We start from the raw sequence: 21,032 nt of genomic DNA, 5'->3' as shown, positions 1-21,032 counted from the left end.
GGTATCTATTTTTATAAAGAAAAGAGTAATAAAATGCTACCCTCTGTTTTGGACAATATACGGAACCTGCTTTGAAATCAGCAGCAGCGGTTCTTTGTTTTTATGAGCCAGTGAAAACATGATTGCGCCTTCAATCATCGAGTTGATTGTCACCCCGAGCTTCTCCGCTTCCTCTTGTTCAAACCCATGCTCAAGAAATTTTGCCGCAAACACATCCGTCCACTTCTTGAACACCTCAACACATGTGCATCTTAACGTTTCATTGATCAGAGCGGTCTCACCCGCCAGCAATCCAACCGGCACGCCCTCAATATTCTGCGGATCATTAAACTGTTCAGCCGTTACATGAATAAAGTGCTGAATCGCTTCTACAGGGTCCGCGAATTGAGACATACTATTCTGTATTTGCTTTTCAACGCATCTTCCCGTATATTTGATCGCCGCAATGGCGAGTTCTGCTTTTCCGTTTGGAAAGTGATGATACACAGACCCCCTGGGTGCTCCGCTCTCTTTTATAATTTGATTCAAACCAGTCGCATGGTATCCCTGAATCTGAAAAAGATATGCAGAGGTTTGAATAATTCTTTCTTTTGTCCCGGTTTTACTGTTCATTATGTTTCCTCCTGCATATTACGAAAACCAATCGATTTTAGTATAGAAAAGGGACATAAAAAAGTCAAAAGCACTTATCACAGCAGGGCGCCGCCATTTACGCACAGAAAAAATCCTGCTGACCGTCAGATTTTCTTCTGAGCGATCAGCAGGCTGTATGTTTTCGTTATGGGTTTGAGGCATGCCTGAAATCAAACTGATCCGGAGCCGGGCGATACGGCGTATTTCCCGTTCTGAACATCCACAGCGGTGATATTGTTTTGCCGTTGTAAGGGTCCTTAACAACGGTGTACCAGTAATAAACGGAATCAGGCTGCAGGCCGTCCCAGACCCAATTTGCGGTTTTTCCGCTTTTTACGTGTTTTTTATGACCGAGCAGTTCGTTCGTATAGACGTTGCATTCAAAATAATCGGTCGCTACCCTTTTCCTCTTCGGCTGTAAATCCATTTCTGCTGAGAATTCGTCTTTATCAGCGAACAGATCGGTGTCATAGTAATTGATGTCATCCGTGTACGGCGAGTAGGAGAACATGTGAACCTGATTGGCGGCCTGATCGAATTGCATCATGCGCATAAAGCCCTGCCCCCCTTCCGGACCGTCCTGGTAGTCGGTCAGAATCTGGTGGACGAGGCGGTCCGGTTTTCCGTCCCTGTCATCGTCAAGCGCATCGGTTTTTTTCATGGCGTTATGGTAATGGCCGCTTAATACCATCGCCACATTGCGATTCGGCTTGACGACTTTTCGATAGATCGTCTCCCCGATCGGGCTTCGATTTCCGCTCACAAGCAAGTACTCATGAAAGCATAAGATGGCGGTTCGGTCCGGATACCTCTTCAGCACTTGATTGATCCAGTCAATCTCTTGTTCCGCAATGCCCCAGCCCATATAAATCATAATAAAATCGTTCCCGCTTGCCGACAGCAGATCATAATGCCCGCGGTTATTTTTGTATGATCCGCCGTAATGCATGTTCTGTTCAAACCGGCGGCTCCCGAAGAAATCCCCGAATGTTCGGTATGTGCCGTCTTTATGGCCGACGTCGTGATTGCCTGCAAGCACTCCGTACGGAATTCCCGCCTTGTCAAGCGTCCGCATGGAGTGATCGGCGTTTTTCCACTGTTTCATCACCATTGAATCATCGACGATATCACCGGTATGAAAGACATATTTAATATTGTGCTTTTCCTTATTTTCTTTGATCCACTCCGTCATTTTGTCAAAAATGTGCGGGTGCCCTTGTGCGTAATACTGTGTATCCGACATCCAGACAAACGTGTAATTGCCTTTCGCCGGTATTTGATCCTGCACGATGACATTCATTTTTGAGTTCTTCACCACATCCGCTGCGGAAACGGCTGCTTTTAATGTAAACGGCTTTTTATCTTTGGCAAGAACGCTGTCCGCCTCCTGCCAGCGGCTTGTCCGGTAATTCCAAATATACATGGTTACCTTTCGGCCGGGCAGAGAGCTTCCTTTCCAGACCGCCTCGGCCAGATCCGTTTCGTCGATAGACGGGTCAACGGAGACTTCGAACCGGTGATAAGGAAAACGCTCCATACTTTCCGCCGAAACGGTTTTTCCGTCATTTGCCGAGATGCGGTTCATTTCCGGCAGGGTAAACGGCATTTCATTTTCTTTTATGCCCCTCGGCGGTTCCGTTAATGAGGCGTGTTTATACACTTTCACGCTGCCCGGATTCCGCGCGGTATAACGGAAGCCGCGATAAAATGATACATTCATGTCATCCTTCGTCGGGTCTTTTACCCGGACGGACAGCTTTGCTTTGTGGGCGCCGATTTTTTGATCGGCAAGCTCCGGCTGGTTCGGCTCCTCCCGTTTGATATGGAAGGTGCGGACGGACCTTGTTTCATTTCCGGCAAGGTCTGCCGCAATAATGGTAAGGGTATGTTTTCCGGGCTTGAGATCGGCTGATGACGTGTGATGCGGGAGCGTAATGCTTTCTCCGTCCAAAAACGCTTTGACCTCTTCCACTTTGCTCCATTTGTCACGGATGTCCGCATTCAGCTCAACATTACCTTTCAGCGCCGCGCCTTCTTTGATACCCGGGACAATCTTCGGCCCCGTATTGTCCACCCGCACAGATTGGCTCAGCTGCTCCTCACCGTCGCTAACAAAAATATGGTGATAGCCTTCAGAAAGCTTCGCCGTGTTCCACGGCAGCAGCCGTGACGTAAACAAATGATCCGGCAGGCTGAATGAGAAGGTCTTCTGCTGATTCGCCCGCCTGCCGTCACCGATAAACAGCTGCTCAGCCGGATCCGTCTTCCCGTCTTTGATCACCGTTCCGTCCGAAAGCACCAGACGGGCATGTTTCACGACAAAATCATCCCGATTCTCTCCTGTGTCATACGGAGAAACCTTTGAGCCCGAACGGATGGATACTTTCTGCGTTTTGCCCCCTTTTTGCAGCAGACGTTCCGGAAGGAGAACCGAGTGCGTTCTGTAGCGGTGAGACGGATCGTCAAAAATGTGCAGCACCTCATTTTCCATTATGACGGTGTTTTGAAAATAAAGATTCGTTTTCCGGGCATCGAAGGCGAAATAGACCTCTTTTTCCAGCGCCGGCCGGGTCTCCTGCCGCTTGCCGTCAATCCACAGCTTGATCTTATCGGCGCTGACGTCGGAAGTCGCTTTGAGCAGATAGGTGCCGGATATCGTATCTTCGGGTTCAACATTCATTCTGAGTCCGTGTGATTTGCTCGTCTGTTCAATGTCAATCATCTTGACGGGCGTTTTTGCTTCATTTTCTCCATCACTGGCTGCGATATAATACTCAAGCTGATCCTGGCCGAGCAGTTCCGGGGAATAAAGAATGTGATGGTATAAGCTGTCGTTGCGGTCTTTTTCGGCCAGAATTCGTTTGAATGGTTTTTTCTCATTGGTCCGGTAATAAAACGCGGCTGTTTTGACAAGGTTTTTGTCTTTTATGTCAGCCTTTAATTCAATGCTTTCAGCGGGCCGGACGGGCTTTCTGTCTGTAAGGTCTTCGATGACCGGTTTTTCCTTGTCGGGTTTTATCACCCTTTTCTGCTGCGGGATCTGCGCCTGAAAAACAGAGCCCGGTGACGGCTTATGCTCGCTCGTGGAGATCTTCAGCAATTCTCCCGTTCCGTTCAGCGGATATTTGTACAGCAAAGAAGTCAGCCGGCGGAAAGCGTGCTTCCGGTAATGCGCTGAGGCGATACCCTTTCCGGTATTTGCCGACAGCACCACCGTACGCGGGCGGCCGTTGGACATTCCGTCCGTCCCTTCGATGACGGCGAGATGTTTTCCCTCCTTCAGGCGTGTCCCGTAATAGCGGTTGAAATCATCTATCGTCAGTTCTGATGCGGCGCGCCTCAGCCAAAACACGTAAGTCCCGCCTGACGGAATGACGGTATCTTCTTTCGGCCTCCATATCATGTCTGATTCCGGCCCTTCCTTCGGATAGCGGTAGCGGATGTGATAGTCTTTAAAATGAATGGGCCTGTCCGTCGTGTTATACACCTCGATAAATTCATAGGCATCAGCGCCGTCTTCATTTTTCGTATCAACCGCAAGCTCCGTAATCATCAGCTCGGGAATATGATTCAAATCGGCTTGATAGCCGTCCAGCTTCAGCCGCTTTTTCTCCGATTCCGCCCGCTGTCTGCCGTTGGTGAAAACGAGGTAATATTCCAATTCTCCATTCCAGATATCCCGTTTTGAAACCTGGGCCGTAAACAGCCGGATTGCGCCTGGCGCGGGCTCCATCGGCACCATTTTAAACCCCAGCTCATTGCTTTGTTTATAAAAAAGAAACGCCGAAAACGCTTGATAGTCAGCATTCCGTACATGAGCCTGTATGAACAGGTTTCTTTTCATTTCCGCCTTTACTTCGATTTGGGGAGGATTCTCCAGAAGCGGTATGTAATGAGGCGGCTGTCCGAATTCCTGCTGATTCACGGGGATTGCCGATTCTTTGCGCGCCGCATCCGCAGAAGGACTCACACAAAGCAAACCAATCAGAAAAAAGAGCGTCATCACAAGTTTCATCTCATTACCTCCCTATGCATTATGTTGCGTCAGGAGGCTGCCGCTTATGTAAATCACACATAAAAAAGCTGCCCTCTCGGGACAGCTCGTTTTTTACCTTTTTCTAAGCGGCTCCAATATGCCTTTTTGGATCAGCAAGTGGAAAACGGACAGCACGACGGATGCCCAAATGGCGGTGCCGAACCCATCAATCTGAAAGCTGTCTCCCATCAAGGCTGCGGTCATCATTAACGTAATGGCGTTGATGACAAACAGAAAGAGGCCGAGGGTCACAACCGTGACGGGCAATGTCAATATGACGATGATCGGCTTGATCAGTACATTTAACACAGAAAGAATCACACTGGCGATGACAGCCGCTCCGATACTGCTGATATGGACGGAATCAAAATATCCCGCGATAACGATTAATAATAAAGCATTTACTAAAATGCTGACTGCCCATTTGATCATTTATTTCAAATCTCCTTCTAAAGGTACAACAAAACACCAGATAATATATACAATAGGCACGATTCCGCTCGTGACAAGCGCTAATACAACGGTGATAATGCGTAAAAGCGACGCATCCATATTGACGTACTCCGCCAAACCGCCGACGACGCCGGCGATTTTACGGTTTTTTTCTGAACGGTAAAGTCTTTTCATCCAATCACCTCTGAGTATGCTTGAGCTTGATGGCTCCTGTTAACGATTCTGAGAAAATCGAGAGATGCTGATCATGGCCTTGATTTGATGCCAGCATCAGTTCTTTTTGAATGGTATCATTCTTTTCCTTTAAAATTTCCGCATCAATCAGCTCATGGCTGAGAGAGCCGAGATTGCTTTTCAGCTCCGCTTTCACCGCCGAATCATCAGGCAGAGCGATATCCACGTTTCCGGTCGTCGTTTTCGTGTAGATGGAGCGGCAGTGCGGCGCTGTCACGGTAAGCATGATATTGCCGTTAAAGCTTTGAACGTCAATGGATTCACTCGATCCGCGCAAATCAATCAAGCCGTTGATCGTTTCCGCTTCAATCGCGCCGCATTGATGTCCGGCCAGCTTGATTTGTCCGTTAGCCGTTTCCGCCGACGCTTTATCAGCCGTCAAATGAGAGAATGACAGAACGCCGTTTGTCGTTTTCGCCGAGAATTCTTTTACATGTAAATGTTCCCCTCTGATCGGTCCGTTAAACAGCTTCACTCTTATCTTATCGTACTCTTTCTGGGGAACATAAAGCGTGACATTGGTTTTCATCGTTTTCTTTTCCGTGCGGACAAAAAACTTATTGCCCTTCACTTCACACTCAATGTGCTGAAGAAATGCGGTGCGCGCCGCCTCCTGACTGTCCGCCCGGTACACTTTCGCCTGGCACTCCGCTCTGATATCTTCATCCGCCCACGGCACGATATTGACGCTGCCGTTTGCGATCTGCATATCAATGGCCGAGAATTCACTGTCTTTAAATTGAAAAATATGCTGCACTTCGTGTGCGTGGCCGAAATTCAGATCAAGATCCGCTTCCTTCACTTTTTTGACGGCAGAATCAATCCAGTCGAACAGCTTCGCCCCGAGCGACGGCTTTTGGCTTCCTTTTGCCCCGCTTTCGAAATCTTCCGCAGGTTCCTGGACCTCCGCAGATAATGCGGTGATCTGCTCTTCTTTTTCTTTATATTCATGATCCAGTTTTTCAATGAGCGTCAGTGCTTCCTGCGCCGTCAGCATGCCGTCTTCCACAAGCTTTAAAATCCGTTCTTTCTCCTGTTTCATACAAAACTCCTCCCCCGACTTTTCTTACACCTGGCGTAACACCTTAATTCCCTGCACGATATTCCAAATGACCATTCCGATGAGGATCAGAAAATAAACAGCTGCTCCTGTTATCATAACAAAAACGGGCACCATACTCTCCCCCTGAGCCGTAATCAATCCGCCGACAACACCCGCGGTCACAATCAGCAATCCCGCAAACGGAATGATATGGGAAATCAGAGCGCGCATGGCATGCCGCTTCGTCTCTTTTTCATCGACGACAAAGTAAGCCACAATCGGAAGAATGAGCGGCGCGAGAAACACGCTGAAATAACAGATTGATGCGATAATCGCTTGATTTCGGTTCAATAAAAACACTCCCTGTGCCTTGATGTAAAAACCCTTCCTTATACATACGTATGACGAATGGGCGGGTTTCATTTTCATGCTAAGGACATGCTTCGTTATACGTAATTTTTGATTTCAGAGATTTCACTATAGAATCTTTTCCCCGAACCGATTACAATATGTAACAAAGCCTGACCGTATGCAAGGAGGACATACAAATGGAGAAAGATCCCGAAAACGCCCAAGTAACGGAAGAGAGTCTGCGAAATTTAATTCGCGAACAGAAAAGAATGAACAGCGAAATGCTGGCTGAATTGGAACAGATCAAAGCAGCCCCTCTTCCCATTTCCCATGATATCCAATATATAAAAGTGCTGCTGGACAGCAGCAGCACCCATATTCTGCAGGACTTAATGCATTTAAGCAGACAGCTTCCCCAACAGAAAAAAGCCTGTAACACAACAGCCCAAAACCGGTGAGTTTTGGGCTGTTTTTATTGATCTATTATGTGGCTGCCGTTTCTTTTTCAGCCAGCAATGTTTTCATCCGTTTTTTATCACGTTCCATTACCGGTTTCAGATAGCGGCCCGTATATGATTCTTTCACTTCGACAACTTCTTCAGGCGTCCCGGAGGCTACGATCGTGCCGCCGCCCGCTCCGCCTTCAGGTCCCAGGTCTACGATGTAGTCCGCCGTTTTAATGATATCGAGATTGTGTTCAATGACCAAAACGGTATCACCGTTATCGACGAGTCTTTGAAGCACAACCAATAGCCTTGCGATATCATCAACGTGGAGGCCTGTCGTCGGTTCGTCCAGAATATACAGCGTCCGGCCTGTGGAACGCTTATGCAATTCGGAAGCAAGCTTGACGCGCTGCGCTTCTCCGCCTGACAGCGTCGTCGCCGGCTGTCCGAGCGTCACATACCCGAGTCCGACATCGGCAAGCGTTTGAAGCTTGCGTTTGATTTTCGGGATATTTTCAAAGAAAGACAGAGCATCTTCCACCGTCATATCCAGAACGTCAGAAATGCTTTTTCCTTTGTATGTGACCTCCAGCGTCTCCCGGTTGTAACGTTTGCCGTGGCACACTTCACACGGAACGTACACGTCAGGAAGGAAATGCATCTCAATTTTGATGATGCCGTCGCCGCGGCAGGCCTCACAGCGCCCGCCTTTTACATTAAAACTGAACCGGCCTTTTTTATAGCCGCGCACCTTTGCTTCATTTGTCTGCGCGAATACATCGCGGATATCATCAAACACGCCCGTATAAGTTGCCGGGTTTGATCTCGGTGTCCGGCCGATCGGCGCCTGGTCGATGTCGATCACCTTATCAAGGTGGTCAAGGCCTTTGATTTCTTTATGGCTTCCCGGTTTCGCTTTGGCTTTATGAAGCTTTTGCGCAAGCGCCTTATGCAGAATTTCATTCACAAGCGTGCTTTTTCCGGAACCGGACACACCTGTCACCGCCGTAAAAGTGCCGAGCGGGAATTTGGCGTTCGCTTTTTTCAGGTTGTTTTCTGAAGCGCCTTTGATTTCAATGAACCGGCCGTCAGGCTTTCTTCTCTCCGGAGGCATCGGGATGAATTGAGCCCCTGACAAATAGCGTCCGGTCAGAGAGTCCGCATCATTCATCACTTCTTCTGGCGTCCCCGCCGATATGACGCGGCCGCCGTGAATGCCGGCGCCCGGGCCGATATCTATCAAATAATCGGCAGCCATCATCGTATCCTCATCATGCTCCACGACAATCAGTGTGTTGCCGAGATCCCTCATGTTTTTCAGCGCGCTGATCAGACGGTCATTGTCACGCTGGTGAAGGCCGATGGACGGCTCATCAAGAATGTACAGGACGCCTGACAAACGGGAGCCGATCTGCGTCGCAAGCCTGATGCGCTGGGCTTCTCCGCCTGACAGCGTTCCCGCCGCCCGGCTCAGCGTCAGGTAATCAAGACCCACTTTATCTAAGAAGCTGAGCCGCTCTACAATCTCTCTTAAAATTAAATCGGCAATCTGCATATCTTTCTCAGACAGCGTCAGGTTTTTGAAAAATTCAAGCGCGTCGCCGACAGAAAGTTCGGTAATGGTTCCGATATGACGCCCGTTGACCAAAACGGCAAGCGCTTCTTTCTTCAGCCGGTAGCCTTTGCACGTCGGGCACGATTTCTGTGACATGTACTGCTCCATCTGTTCACGGATATAATCGGAGCTTGTCTCTTTATACCGTCTCTCAATATTGCGCAGCACACCTTCAAATTCAATTTCATTTTCGCGCACTTGTCCGAAATCATTCTCGTATTTAAAGTAGATCCGTTCATTGCCGCTGCCGTACAGCACTTTATCAAGCTGATGCTTCGGCAGGTCTTTGACCGGAGTCTCCATATCAATGCCGTAATGGCGGCAGACCGCCTGAAGCAGCTGCGGATAATATTGTGAACTGATCGGCGTCCACGGCGCGATGGCGTGTTCCTTTAATGACAGCTCGGGATTGGGGATGACGAGCTCAGGGTCCACTTCCAGCTTCAAGCCGAGACCGTCGCAAGTCGGACAGGCGCCGAACGGACTGTTAAATGAAAACAGCCGGGGTTCAAGCTCCCCGATAGAAAAACCGCACAGCGGACAGGCGTGATGCTCGCTGAACATCAGCTCCTCCTGACCGATGACATCTATCATGACACGGCCTTCCCCTAAACGGAGCGCGGTTTCCAGCGAGTCGGAAAGCCGGGCGGCAACGCCTTCCTTGACAACGATCCGGTCAATGACTACTTCAATGGAATGCTTTTTGTTTTTTTCAAGTTCAATATCGTCGGAAAGCTCGGCCATTTCTCCGTCAATCCGCACCCTTACGTAACCTTGCTTTCTGATTTGGTCAAGCACTTTGACATGGGCGCCTTTTCTGCCTGAGATGATCGGCGCAAGCACTTGAAGCTTCGTCCGCTCCGGATATTCAAGAATCCGGTCAACCATCTGTTCAATCGTTTGCGACGTAATTTCAATGCCGTGCTCCGGGCAGTGCGGTTTCCCGACTCTCGCGTACAGCAGCCGGAGATAATCATAAATCTCCGTTACCGTTCCGACGGTTGACCGCGGATTGCGGCTTGTCGTTTTCTGGTCAATGCTGATCGCCGGGGAAAGCCCTTCGATCGCATCAACGTCCGGCTTATCCATCTGCCCTAAAAATTGGCGCGCATAGGCAGAAAGCGATTCAACATACCGCCTCTGTCCTTCCGCGTAAATGGTGTCAAAGGCAAGGGATGATTTTCCCGATCCGGACAGCCCCGTCACGACGACGAGCTGATCCCGCGGAATCGTTACATCAATGTTTTTTAAATTGTGCGCCCTTGCGCCTTTCACCTCGATCCGGTCAATTGCCATGTGTTCATCATCCTTCCGCTTTAAGCTCTAACAGTAAATCACGAAGCTCTGCCGCCCGCTCGAAATCAAGCGCTCTGGCCGCTTCTTTCATTTCGTGCTCCATTTGCTCAACGACTTTCTGGCGTTCTTTCTTCGTCATCTTCGCCAGTTTAGGCGCGGCTTTTGTTTTATATTCTTCTTTATCCTCAGCGGCCTGCGTCGCGCGGATCACATCGCGGATTTCCTTATTGATCGTTTGCGGCGTAATGCCGTGAATTTCGTTAAAGCGCTCCTGCTGTTCCCGGCGGCGCTTCGTTTCATTAATCGCGATTTCCATCGAATTCGTGATTTTATCGGCATACATGATGACGCGGCCTTCCGCGTTTCGTGCCGCCCGTCCGATCGTCTGAATCAGCGAACGTTCAGAACGGAGGAAGCCTTCTTTATCCGCATCGAGAATGGCGACAAGTGACACTTCCGGAATATCAAGCCCTTCCCTCAGCAGGTTGATGCCGATTAACACATCATGTTTTCCGAGGCGGAGGTCACGGATGATTTCAATCCGTTCAAGCGTCTTAATCTCGGAATGCAGATAATTGACCTTGATGCCGATTTCCTTGAGATAATCGGTCAGATCCTCTGACATTTTTTTCGTTAAAGTCGTCACGAGAACGCGTTCATTCCGTTCTATCCTCGCCTGAATCTCGCCGATCAGATCATCAATCTGTCCTTCGATCGGCCGGACGTCAATGAGGGGATCGAGGAGTCCCGTCGGTCTGATGATCTGCTCGATCATTTCCGGCGTATGCTCAATTTCATACGGTCCCGGAGTCGCCGACACGTACACGATATTGTGCATGTGTTTCTCAAATTCCTCGAATCGGAGCGGACGGTTGTCAAGCGCTGACGGCAGGCGGAACCCGTGATCGACAAGCACCTGTTTTCTCGCCTGGTCACCGTTGAACATGCCGCGCACCTGCGGAATCGTCACATGTGATTCATCAACGACAATCATAAAATCGTCCGGAAAATAATCAAGCAGCGTATATGGCGTAGAGCCCGGCGGACGGAGTGTCAAATGTCTTGAATAGTTCTCGATCCCTGAGCAAAAACCCATTTCCCGCATCATTTCAAGATCGTATCTCGTCCGCTGCTCAAGCCGCTGCGCTTCAAGGAGCTTGCCGTTTTCGTGCATCACTTTCAAGCGCTCCTCAAGCTCCTGTTCAATATTCAGAATCGCTTTTTCCATCTTTTCCGCCCGGGTGACGAAGTGGGAAGCCGGGAAAATCGCCACATGGTCACGGTCGCCGAGAATTTCTCCGGTCAAAGCGTCGACCTCTCTGATCCGCTCAATTTCATCTCCGAAAAATTCCACTCTGATACAATGTTCGTCACGGGAAGCCGGGAAGATTTCCACAACGTCTCCGCGCACGCGGAACGTCCCGCGCTGAAAGTCGATATCATTGCGGGCATACTGGATATCCACAAGCTTTCTCAGCAGCTCGTTCCGCTCAATCTCCATTTCCGGTCTGAGCGACACGACCATTTCCCGGTATTCTTCAGGCGAACCGAGACCGTATATGCATGACACACTCGCAATAATAATGACATCTCTCCGTTCAAACAGAGAGGATGTCGCGGAGTGTCTCAGTTTATCAATTTCATCATTAATGCTTGCGTCTTTCTCTATAAAAGTATCCGTTTGAGGCACGTACGCCTCCGGCTGATAGTAATCGTAATAGCTGACAAAATATTCGACAGCGTTGTTCGGGAAAAACTCCTTAAACTCGCTGTACAGCTGTCCGGCAAGGGTTTTGTTATGGGCAATGACCAGTGTCGGTTTATTCACTTCTTTAATCAGATTGGACACGGTAAAGGTTTTGCCCGTCCCTGTCGCACCCAGGAGAGTCTGGTGTTTTCTGCCTTCCTGTATGCCTTTGACAAGCTTCTCAATCGCTTGCGGCTGATCTCCCTGGGGCTGATATTTCGAGACTAACTCAAAACGATCTTTCACAAAAAAGCCTCCGTTTCTTTACGAAATCTTCCTATTGATATAGTAACACAATGACGGGCAAAATCACTAAAAATACGAACTAAAGTTCGATGGTTTATTTTTACCAAGTCAATTTTTGTATAAAAAACCTGCTTTTATGGCGTAAAAGCAGGCATTCTATTTCATATTCACCATGTCAGGCATTGTCTTTCTTTTTGTCTGCTTCTTTTTTGGCCATGTACAGCCCTCCGGCCACCAGCGATACGACATCCAATCCAACGATAAAATACGTTTCGGTGTAACCCTTTAAATAGGATGCGAAAAGCAGTGCGGCTGTGAGAGCGATCGCCACATAGTGGTTAAACGTGACGCGCGTAAAAAGGACGACCAGCATAAAAGGGAAACATAATGCAAAAACGGCTTTTGTAATCACAAAAACCCTCCTCGGGAATTCTTCATCTCATCTGATTATAGTAAAAAATGAAGAATCGGACAATCGTTCCCCTGCTATCACAATACCCTTTTTCAGCAGTCTTCAATCATCTGTCAAAAAAAATGTGAATATAAATCCATTGAACCATTAACCAGATGAACCGAATTACCTTTCTTCAGCCGAAAGGATGAGAAGGTTTAGGTCTTTGTATCTTTGACAGTTTCTTCCTCCCTCTTTACAATGTAATGATAGTGTTTACTATCATTTTTCTTGGATGAAGAAAAAAAGGGGGTCATACCGCATGTATTCAGTGCGATTTCAAAAAGCGGAAGAATCGAGCCGCTCTGCAGGAGCAAAAGGAATGAACCTGATTAAACTGACGAAAAACGGGCTGCCCGTTCCCGGCGGTTTCATCATTCAGACGAATGCCCTGACACGTTTTATGGAAGACAACGGGCTTCAAGCAGATCAGGAACAGATGGAGCGCGCCATTATGAACGGCACGTTTTCAAAAGAGCTTCGGGAGGAACTGACCGCGTCGTTTTATGAATTGAGAGAATCATACGCCTCTGTCGCCGTACGTTCCTCCTCCGCGTCCGAAGATCTTGAAGGGGCTTCTTTCGCGGGCCAGTACGAAACCTATTTAAATATCAAAACAGAAGAAGAGTTTCTCGGAAAAGTGAAAGAATGCTGGGCTTCCTTCTTCTCGGCGCGGGTCAGCGGTTATAAAGAGAAAATGAACAATGACACCGCAGAACCGTTAATGGGCGTTGTCGTGCAAGGGCTTATCAATTCCGAGGTTTCAGGGGTCATTTTCAGCCGCAACCCCGTCACACATGATGACGGAGAGCTGATGATCAGCGCGAGCTACGGTCTCGGAGAAGCAATCGTCTCCGGCAGCGTGACGCCCGACACATTTATCGTCAATAAAGACACATTTCAGATTGAAAAAGAAATCGGCTTAAAAGAAATGTATATCGTTTCTAAAGACGAAGGCGTGACGGAAAAAGAGACGACCGCTGACATGAGAAACCGCTTCTGCCTTGATGACGAGAGCATCAAAGAGCTTGCCATGCTGACGATAAAGACGGAAGAACTGTACGGTTATCCCGTGGATCTCGAATTCGGATTTGCCGAAAATAAGCTGTATCTGCTTCAGGCCAGGCCGATTACAACGATCGTGCAGGATCAGAAAGCGGCAGACGAAGAACGGGAATTTATCATGACGCCCCGGGATCAGAAAGAGTTTTGGCTCAATATGGAGGCCAATATAGAAGGCCCCGTCAGCCCGTTATTCGCCTCACTCATTGTGCCGGCTTTGGAATACGGCCTCAAAGAGAGCACGAAGGCATTCCCTGTAATGGGCATCGAAATCGAGCGTGTCAAACTTCATCAGGGCCGTGTTTTTTCCAGACAGCATAAGACGGACGACAAGCTGCCTGCAGAACAGTTAGAAGCGCTTTTCCCCGTTTTGGCTGACCGTATGTACGATATTATTCAGGAAACCTTTCTGCCTTTTTATCAAAAGCTGGACGAACTGGCGCATACAGACCATCATACGCCGGAGACTGCCCTTGATGCGTTCCGAAACCTGCAAGACTTCTATTTAAAAGGATACGCAGAACATTTCAATATTATCTTTCCGCAGGTTGCGTTAAACATGATGCTGGAATCTATGTACGGACAGGTTGAGAAAGAAAACACCTCCCTTCTGTACGAAATGCTGGCTGGCGTCATGAATAAGTCATTGGAGACCGACAGACAGCTCTGGCTGCTTTCCGGACAAGTAAAAGGCAGCCCTGAGCTGCGGCGCGTTTTTACGGTTTCTCATGCCGATGAGCTGCATCAGACGCTTCTGCAATCAAATGAGGGAAAACGCTTTCTCGAACAAGTCGGTGAATTTTTACAGGAATACGGCTGGAGATCCGTGAAAAGTCATGATCTCATTGAAGAAACTTGGGCGGAAAACCCTTATTTCGCTTTGGCCAACATTCAGAACTATGTCCGGAACGGATACGATTTTGACAGTGAGTTTCATAAAACGATAGAAAAACGAAAACAGCTCTACGCCGACTTTATGGATAGAATTGAAGATGACGACTTCCGGGAGACGTTTGACCGCTATTATCAGTGGACATTGTCTTCATCCGTCATCAAAGATGATCACCATTTTTATATTGATGCGATGCTGGACGCCAAAGCGCGCCTTTGCCTTCTGAAAATCGGCGAGCTGCTTCAAAAACAAGGCGTAATCGATGATCGGGAGGATATGTGGTACTTATACAGCGATGAAGTCGAGAAAGCGCTCGTGTCGCCGGTTCCGATGCAGGAAAAAGCCGCTGAACGAAAACAGCTCTTCCAGCAATATCAATTGCTTGAAGCCCCCGCTTATCTCGGAACTCCGACTTCGGAACAGCTGAAAACGGCTGAACAGATTACCGGCTCCATCACAGAAGATGAAAAAAACACTGAACATCAAATTTACGGACTTGCGGCGTCAAGCGGAATCGCAAGCGGCCCGGTGAAAGTCATTCGTGACGCAAGTGAATTTTCCCGTTTTTCAACAGGAGACGTGCTTGTCTGCAAAATGACGACACCGCTGTGGACCAGTCTGTTCCAGGATGCAAAGGCCGTCATTACGGACACGGGCGGCATCCTGTCACATGCGGCGATCATCGCGAGGGAATACGGGCTCCCGGCCGTTCTCGGCACACGTGCCGCGACTGACAGGCTCAACGACGGAGATATCGTCACGGTGGACGGGACAAACGGCAAGATTACGATTGTCAAACGCGCTTCATGCTAGGTTTCCCTCTTTATTGACGGGCAGGGCGGGTGTATACTTGTCCTGCCAGTATTTACGCGAGGTGAAACATGTTGAGAACGACGAACAAGAGAATTATTGACGCCGCGATGAATCTGATCATCCAAAAAGGATACCGCGCAGCGACAACAAAAGAAATCGCAGAAAAAGCAAAAGTAAGCGAAGCAACGATTTTCCGTAATTTTAAAAACAAACAAGGATTAATGAAAGCCATGATTGAGCAGCAGACGCCGGTTCCGGAAAGCATGATCACTAAGGCGGAAGGCGATCTGTATGAGGATCTTCTTCATTTCGCGGCGACCCTTCTTCAGCAATTGGAACAAAAAAAAGAAGTGTTCCGCATCTGCCTGCGCGAACCGGAACTGTTCGAAGACGTCCTGCAGGATATTGTCGTATATCCGCAATCCGTGAAAAAGCATTTAATCGTTTACTTTAAGGAGCTGACAAAGAAAAATATGATAAGCCCCGGCAGTGAAGAAGCTAATGCAGACGTCTTTATGACGATGATTTTCGGTTATTTTATACACCGGCTGCAGCTGGGGAAAAGAGTCATCACTCTCTCTGAGGAAACGATGCTGAAACACAGCACTGAGATTTTCATGAAAGGCATTACCGGCCGGTCATTTTCCGGCTCCAAGGAGGATGAAGGATGGGTTCAAAGAAAGAATGGGCGCTGATCGTTTCGCTTTTGCTGGGAGCCATACTCGTTCCTATCAATTCTACGATGATCGCAGTCGCCCTTTCATCCATTTCCCGCTCATTCAGCGAATCAATTGCCAGCATCACATGGGTAGTGACCGTGTATTTAATCGTGATGGCCGTGACACAGCCCATTGCCGGCAAACTCGGTGATATGTACGGAAACAAAAAAATGTATTTATGGGGCGTCGGCCTTTTTCTCATCGCATCATTGGGGTGCGCCCTCTCGCCAAGTCTTTTCTTATTGATTTTCTTCCGGGCGCTCCAGGCTGCCGGCGGCGCTTTGCTTACGCCAAACAGCATCGCCATCATCCGCCATGTCGTGTCTGAAAAACGGCTTCCGAAAGTATTCGGCTTTTTCGGCCTCGGTGCCGGGCTTGGTGCGGCTCTCGGTCCGTTTATCGGCTCTCTTTTAATTGAGAGCTTCAGCTGGCATTCGATCTTTTGGGTCAACATTCCGTTTCTTGCAATCGCACTTGTGACGGCATTAGTGATGTTTCCTAAATATAAAGAAGAAACGTCTGACGCTCCGCTTGATATCATCGGGTCCGTTTTGCTTGCCGGAAGCATTGTATCTATTATTCTTCTGACGAAAAATGAAAGCTCTTTGGGCTATTGGGTGTACGCACTGCTCATTCTCGTATTTGTTCCGCTATTTTTCAGGCGGGAGCTGCGCACGAAACATCCGATTATTGATTTTGACCTGTTTAAAAACACGACCTTTACGAGCGCCAATCTGTCGGTTCTGTTAAGCAATTTAATGATGTACGCCGTGTTATTGATTATGCCGCTCTTTATGACCGGCCACTTCAGCATGAACACGTCGCACAGCGGCATGGCGCTGTCAGTCTTTTCTGTTTTCATGTCCGCCAGCAACTGGGGCGGAGCTCAGCTGCATCAGAAATGGGGCGCGCGAAGAATGATTTTTCTGTCCTTCGGGCTGATGGCCGTAGCCAATCTCTTATTTTTGCTTTTGGTTTATTCCCATTCCGTTCCGTTTCTTATGGCATCGCTTATAGTCGGAGGCATCGCGTCAGGTGCGGGGCTGACGAGCATGCAGGTATCTTCCCTTGCGACGGTAGAACCGGGCATGTCCGGCATCGCATCCGGGATTTTCTCCACCTTCCGTTATTTCGGAAGCATTATTTCTTCAGCGCTGATCGGTTTAATCTCCGGGTTTCATATTCTGTTTATCATATTGATCGGAGTTTCTGTGATCGGCTTGTTCGTATCGCTTGGTATCAAGTCCGGGGAAACCGTTCAGACGAAAAAAAGCCATTCGGCATAACGAAAAAGGTTCCGTAAGCATCTGCTTTCCGGAACCTTTTCTAGTTTTCCTTCTTCATTTTCTCTCTCAAAGTGTCACCGCAATGCCGTTTGCTCTATGAGAATCTTTTGATTTACAAGAGAAAAGGTGAATGTAAATGGCTGAGAGCTCAGATCAAGTTCGGCCGCTTGCGCCGTAATCCGGCCGTAAAAAAAGCCCGGCCGCCGTGTTGTTAGCGGCACCAGGCTCTTTTATAATGCTGTCATTTCTTCGTGCTCGTGTTCATCCTGCACGAATAAAATACCTAATTCATGATGTTCGCCTTCATAGGACGCGCGCTGATCAAACCGGATCTCACCGTTCAGGCCGATGATCTCCATTTTTACAAATGCGCGGTTTTTTTGAAGTGCTTCATAAAAATCCGACACATGCTTCACGGGGATGCCGTTTACTTTCGTAATAATCTCACCGATCTTCAGCTCAAGATCGTCCGCGGGTGTATTCGGAATGATGCCGAGCACCATTAAGCCCTGATCCCGCTTAGAGAAATAAAACGGAGCCGCGTTATCGTTCAGCCGCTGTCTTAATGATAAAAACAGGCGTCCGAGCACCGCAATACAAGCGGCAGCTCCGGCAAGCGGAGTCCACCAAAGGGCCGCTGCCCCGAATGCGGTCACGATAACCCCGAGAATCATGACACGTTTCGCCGTTATCCTTATGCTGACTTCCGGAAGTGACCCCTGCACACGCTGTCCGAAGCCGGCGATATAAGGAATCCAGATCAAATGGAAAGAGCCGCCCGGCACGGTAAAGACAGGCCACCAAGAAAGGTGTGACTCAAGCCCGCTGCCCGGCACCAATAAGAAAAGCGGAAGCAGCCATGCGCGATTCGCCAATTGACGGCCGATGGGCAGGCCTCTGCTGCTGACGACAAGCGCCGGAGATGTTTTCAGATGCGCTGAACGGCAGGCAGCCGCTCCCTCCGTGATAATCAAAAGGCCCATAAACACGGCCGCCGATGCCCAATTCACGCCGAATGCCTGCGGAAACCGATCCGCAAACGGCACTGTGTGGGTATACTGAAGGAGAAACGCAATGAACATGCCGGCGCTGACAATATAAGCTGAGGACAGCCAATTCATACGGAACGTCAGCGAAGCTAAAGCCGTCACGGCCGCGATTATGCCGAGAAGACCGAATGGAATCGAAATTCCCAGTCCAAAAAATAATATGGAGAGAAGAATACCCGGTATAAGTCCTTTTATGTATGTAAAGATAAGCTCGTCATACATATCTGCGATTTTTGTATGAAACGTATGGCGTTCACGTTTAATCCGCAAATATCCGCAGGCGAGACTTATGATGATAAAAAACCAAAACATCGGGTGCAAAAAAAACAGACCGATACTTTTCAGAAGTTCAATTCCCCATTGAACAGACATTGCTTTCACCGCCTCAAGCCAAACATTTTAATTCTATTCTACCAAATAATCATTGGCTTGAATATCTCAAACGTCTATCTCTCTTCCGTCATCCACAACGTCACATTTGAGAGAGAGAAATCTTTCAGATAGTGGTCGACTTCCACCTCGATTACACCGCTGATCAAAAGCATGGACCGTTTAATATCCGTCAGATTGATTCCTAAACGTTTATGGTTTTTCATTAAGTAGGTGAAATAATGCTTTGCACACTCCTCATTGATATCGTGAACACATTCAACATTTGTGTAATTGACCAGGTATCTGCTGAACAGCATAAGAAGACTTAGTGCTTTTGTTGATGAAAATGTAACGTCTTTTGTTCGGTCTTTTAGTTGTTCCACTAATTCATAATATTTTTTTTCACGCACAATACTTGCCCTCTTCAATTGTGAACCCCCATTTTTTTATCCAGATAAGCACGGGTGATTACAGCTGCCGTGCTGAAGCGCCGCAAACACTTCTGCTTTCGATACTGAAATGCAGCTGCCAAACTAAAACTGTTCTCTATTAGAACCTTCTTTTATTGTAAGAACTAAAACTGACTGAGGCAACTTTCAAAAGTTTCATTTTGAATACATATTAACTCGGCATAAAGTCTCTCTTCTCTATAAATATCGGGTAATGTTTGTCCTTTATAAATGTTTAAATGTGAAAATTTTTTTAATATCTTGTCAAAACCGACATTATTATATGTCTTTTAGTTCATTTTTAGAGTGTGACAAAAGAAACAGGAGACGTAAAAAACGCCTCCTTTTCATTTATTTTACAAATAATGATTTTAACGCCATTTGCAGCTGTAAATCATTTTTTTCGTCAGATTTCTGTTCATTCATCAGCTGATTCATTTTTTCCGCTGTCTTTTTATCAATGACCGCTGTTTTATCAAGTTTGTACCGGTCTTGAAACGCCAGAACGGCTTTTTTCATTGTTTTGCTGAAATAGCCGTCTGCTCTGCCCGGGTCGAAGCCTAGGCCTTTCAGCAGGATTTGGGCGTGCTTGACATCCGCGCTGTTCATATCAGGCTGAAGCGGCTGTTTCAGCTGAAGCGGTCCCGCCGCAAAATAATCCGGCTGGCTCACAGCGATTGTCGGAGCAATGCCTTTTTTGTGGATCCAATTGCCTTTCGGTGTCAGCCATTTGTAAAGCGTCAATTTAATATTGCTCCCGTCTCCCATAGGCACGGCCTGCTGAACCGTTCCTTTACCGAAAGAAGTGTCACCGACAACGTCATAATGTCCCGCTTCTTTTAACGCACCCGCAAGAATTTCTGAAGCGGAGGCGCTTCCTTTATCCGTGATGACATTGACGGGATACGGCTTCTTATGTTTTAAGGTTGAGAAATATTGTTTTTTATCGCCGTTACGCTCCGCAATTTGGATATACGGCATGTCTTGTGTGATGAAATGCTTTAAAATTTGTTCGACGCTTTGAAGGTAGCCGCCGGGATTCCCTCTTACATCAAGGACGAGACCGTCAATCCCTTGTTTTTCAAGCTTTTTCAGCGCCGCGGCGAAGTCCTGGGCGGTATGCTCGGAAAATGTCGATATGCCGATGTAGCCGACATGATGACCGCCTGATTCTTTGCGGGAAGCAAATACGGTTTCAAGCGGGATTTCCGCTCTTTTAATCCGGAATGACAGCTGTTTATCAGTACCCGGACGCTGTATTTTAATAGAAACCTTCGATCCTTTTTTTCCTCTGATTTTCAGCACGGCTTCGTTTAAACCTTTCCCGTTCATTGACTCGCCGTTTATGCTGATGATTTCATCATTCGGCTTGAGTCCCGCTTTTTCCGCCGGAGATTGCTTAAACGGTGATACGATAATGATTTTATTGTCCTCCATACCGACTTCAGCGCCGATCCCTTCGAAAGAAGAATCAAGAGAATCGGAAAACTGCTTAGCGGTCTGCTTGTCCATATAAACGGAATAAGGGTCGTTTAATGTAGACAGCATCCCCTGAATCGCTCCTTCAAGAAGCTTTTCTTTATCTACATTTTCCACGTATTCGTTCGAGATCAGCTCATATGCTTTTTCGATTTTTTCCATTGCCCGGCTTCTTTCTGCGTCTGATGAATTCGGCTGTACTGCCCCGGCAATATGAGCTCCGCCGCACATGATGCTGACGGCCGCTATCACTGCGATCATTTTCTGCTTCATCGTTTACCTCCTCTTAGTCCTTTTACGAAAATCTGGAGATAGTATGTGTAAATTGCAAAGAATTCATGTAACGGCAACAAAAAAATGA

At 47.9% G+C, this 21,032-nt stretch carries 16 protein-coding genes; 4 read left to right on the top strand and 12 right to left on the bottom strand.

Going from position 1 to position 21,032, the window contains the following annotated elements:
• Positions 1-36: 36 nt before the first annotated feature.
• From NQS30_RS01525 to NQS30_RS01500, 6 genes are all read right to left on the bottom strand, one after another.
• The gene (locus tag NQS30_RS01525) at positions 37-612 is read right to left on the bottom strand and encodes a TetR/AcrR family transcriptional regulator (RefSeq protein WP_029973519.1); all 576 of its coding nucleotides are present in this window, start codon (positions 610-612) and stop codon (positions 37-39) included.
• A 166-nt stretch (positions 613-778) separates the two neighbouring features.
• Positions 779-4,648 (bottom strand): lamin tail domain-containing metallophosphoesterase family protein, encoded by a 3,870-nt coding sequence (locus NQS30_RS01520; protein ID WP_218791392.1) that lies wholly within the window; start codon positions 4,646-4,648, stop codon positions 779-781.
• A gap of 93 nt (positions 4,649-4,741) precedes the next feature.
• Positions 4,742-5,101, bottom strand: a complete 360-nt coding sequence (locus NQS30_RS01515) for a phage holin family protein (RefSeq protein WP_007407446.1) — start codon at positions 5,099-5,101, stop codon at positions 4,742-4,744.
• Positions 5,102-5,296: a PspC domain-containing protein gene (locus NQS30_RS01510; protein ID WP_007407447.1), complete on the bottom strand. Its 195-nt coding sequence runs from the start codon at positions 5,294-5,296 to the stop codon at positions 5,102-5,104.
• A 4-nt stretch (positions 5,297-5,300) separates the two neighbouring features.
• On the bottom strand, positions 5,301-6,398 hold the full coding sequence (locus NQS30_RS01505) for a DUF4097 family beta strand repeat-containing protein (protein WP_007614045.1): 1,098 nt from the start codon (positions 6,396-6,398) through the stop codon (positions 5,301-5,303).
• Positions 6,399-6,422: 24 nt separating this feature from the next.
• Positions 6,423-6,749: a hypothetical protein gene (locus NQS30_RS01500; protein ID WP_003151444.1), complete on the bottom strand. Its 327-nt coding sequence runs from the start codon at positions 6,747-6,749 to the stop codon at positions 6,423-6,425.
• Between the two features lie 197 nt (positions 6,750-6,946).
• Here NQS30_RS01500 and NQS30_RS01495 point away from each other — a divergent pair, with 197 nt between their 5' ends.
• On the top strand, positions 6,947-7,207 hold the full coding sequence (locus NQS30_RS01495) for a hypothetical protein (protein WP_007407450.1): 261 nt from the start codon (positions 6,947-6,949) through the stop codon (positions 7,205-7,207).
• Positions 7,208-7,232: 25 nt separating this feature from the next.
• On the opposite strand, the gene uvrA is transcribed toward NQS30_RS01495, so the two are convergent.
• From uvrA to NQS30_RS01480, 3 genes are all read right to left on the bottom strand, one after another.
• Complete coding sequence (uvrA, locus tag NQS30_RS01490; protein ID WP_020954334.1) at positions 7,233-10,106, bottom strand: excinuclease ABC subunit UvrA; 2,874 nt, start codon at positions 10,104-10,106, stop codon at positions 7,233-7,235.
• A gap of 7 nt (positions 10,107-10,113) precedes the next feature.
• On the bottom strand, positions 10,114-12,099 hold the full coding sequence (gene uvrB, locus NQS30_RS01485) for an excinuclease ABC subunit UvrB (protein WP_003151439.1): 1,986 nt from the start codon (positions 12,097-12,099) through the stop codon (positions 10,114-10,116).
• A gap of 175 nt (positions 12,100-12,274) precedes the next feature.
• Positions 12,275-12,511, bottom strand: a complete 237-nt coding sequence (locus NQS30_RS01480) for a CsbA family protein (RefSeq protein ID WP_003151438.1) — start codon at positions 12,509-12,511, stop codon at positions 12,275-12,277.
• 301 nt (positions 12,512-12,812) lie between these two features.
• Here NQS30_RS01480 and NQS30_RS01475 point away from each other — a divergent pair, with 301 nt between their 5' ends.
• The 3 genes from NQS30_RS01475 (at position 12,813) to NQS30_RS01465 (ending at position 17,322) form a co-directional block, all read left to right on the top strand.
• Positions 12,813-15,317: a PEP/pyruvate-binding domain-containing protein gene (locus tag NQS30_RS01475; RefSeq protein ID WP_218791393.1), complete on the top strand. Its 2,505-nt coding sequence runs from the start codon at positions 12,813-12,815 to the stop codon at positions 15,315-15,317.
• A gap of 71 nt (positions 15,318-15,388) precedes the next feature.
• Positions 15,389-16,012, top strand: a complete 624-nt coding sequence (locus tag NQS30_RS01470; protein WP_015240677.1) for a TetR/AcrR family transcriptional regulator — start codon at positions 15,389-15,391, stop codon at positions 16,010-16,012.
• Entirely contained in the window at positions 15,985-17,322 is a 1,338-nt protein-coding gene (locus NQS30_RS01465; RefSeq protein WP_007407455.1) for an MFS transporter, read from the top strand. Before NQS30_RS01470 ends, NQS30_RS01465 begins: the two co-directional genes overlap by 28 nt.
• A gap of 230 nt (positions 17,323-17,552) precedes the next feature.
• Here NQS30_RS01465 and minJ read toward each other — a convergent pair whose 3' ends face one another.
• The 3 genes from minJ to ctpB form a co-directional block, all read right to left on the bottom strand.
• Entirely contained in the window at positions 17,553-18,743 is a 1,191-nt protein-coding gene (gene minJ, locus NQS30_RS01460) for a cell division topological determinant MinJ (RefSeq protein WP_007407459.1), read from the bottom strand.
• Positions 18,744-18,817: 74 nt separating this feature from the next.
• On the bottom strand, positions 18,818-19,171 hold the full coding sequence (gene swrA / locus NQS30_RS01455) for a swarming motility protein SwrAA (RefSeq protein WP_012118562.1): 354 nt from the start codon (positions 19,169-19,171) through the stop codon (positions 18,818-18,820).
• A gap of 372 nt (positions 19,172-19,543) precedes the next feature.
• Entirely contained in the window at positions 19,544-20,902 is a 1,359-nt protein-coding gene (ctpB, locus tag NQS30_RS01450; protein ID WP_371136944.1) for a carboxy-terminal processing protease CtpB, read from the bottom strand.
• Positions 20,903-21,032: the final 130 nt, after the last annotated feature.

The sequence above is a fragment of the Bacillus sp. B1(2022) genome (assembly GCF_040259625.1).
In the GTDB taxonomy this organism is placed as follows: Bacteria; Bacillota; Bacilli; order Bacillales; family Bacillaceae; genus Bacillus; species Bacillus velezensis.
Note: the sequence above shows the minus strand (reverse complement) of the source record. Positions and strands in the feature narration are given on the sequence as shown.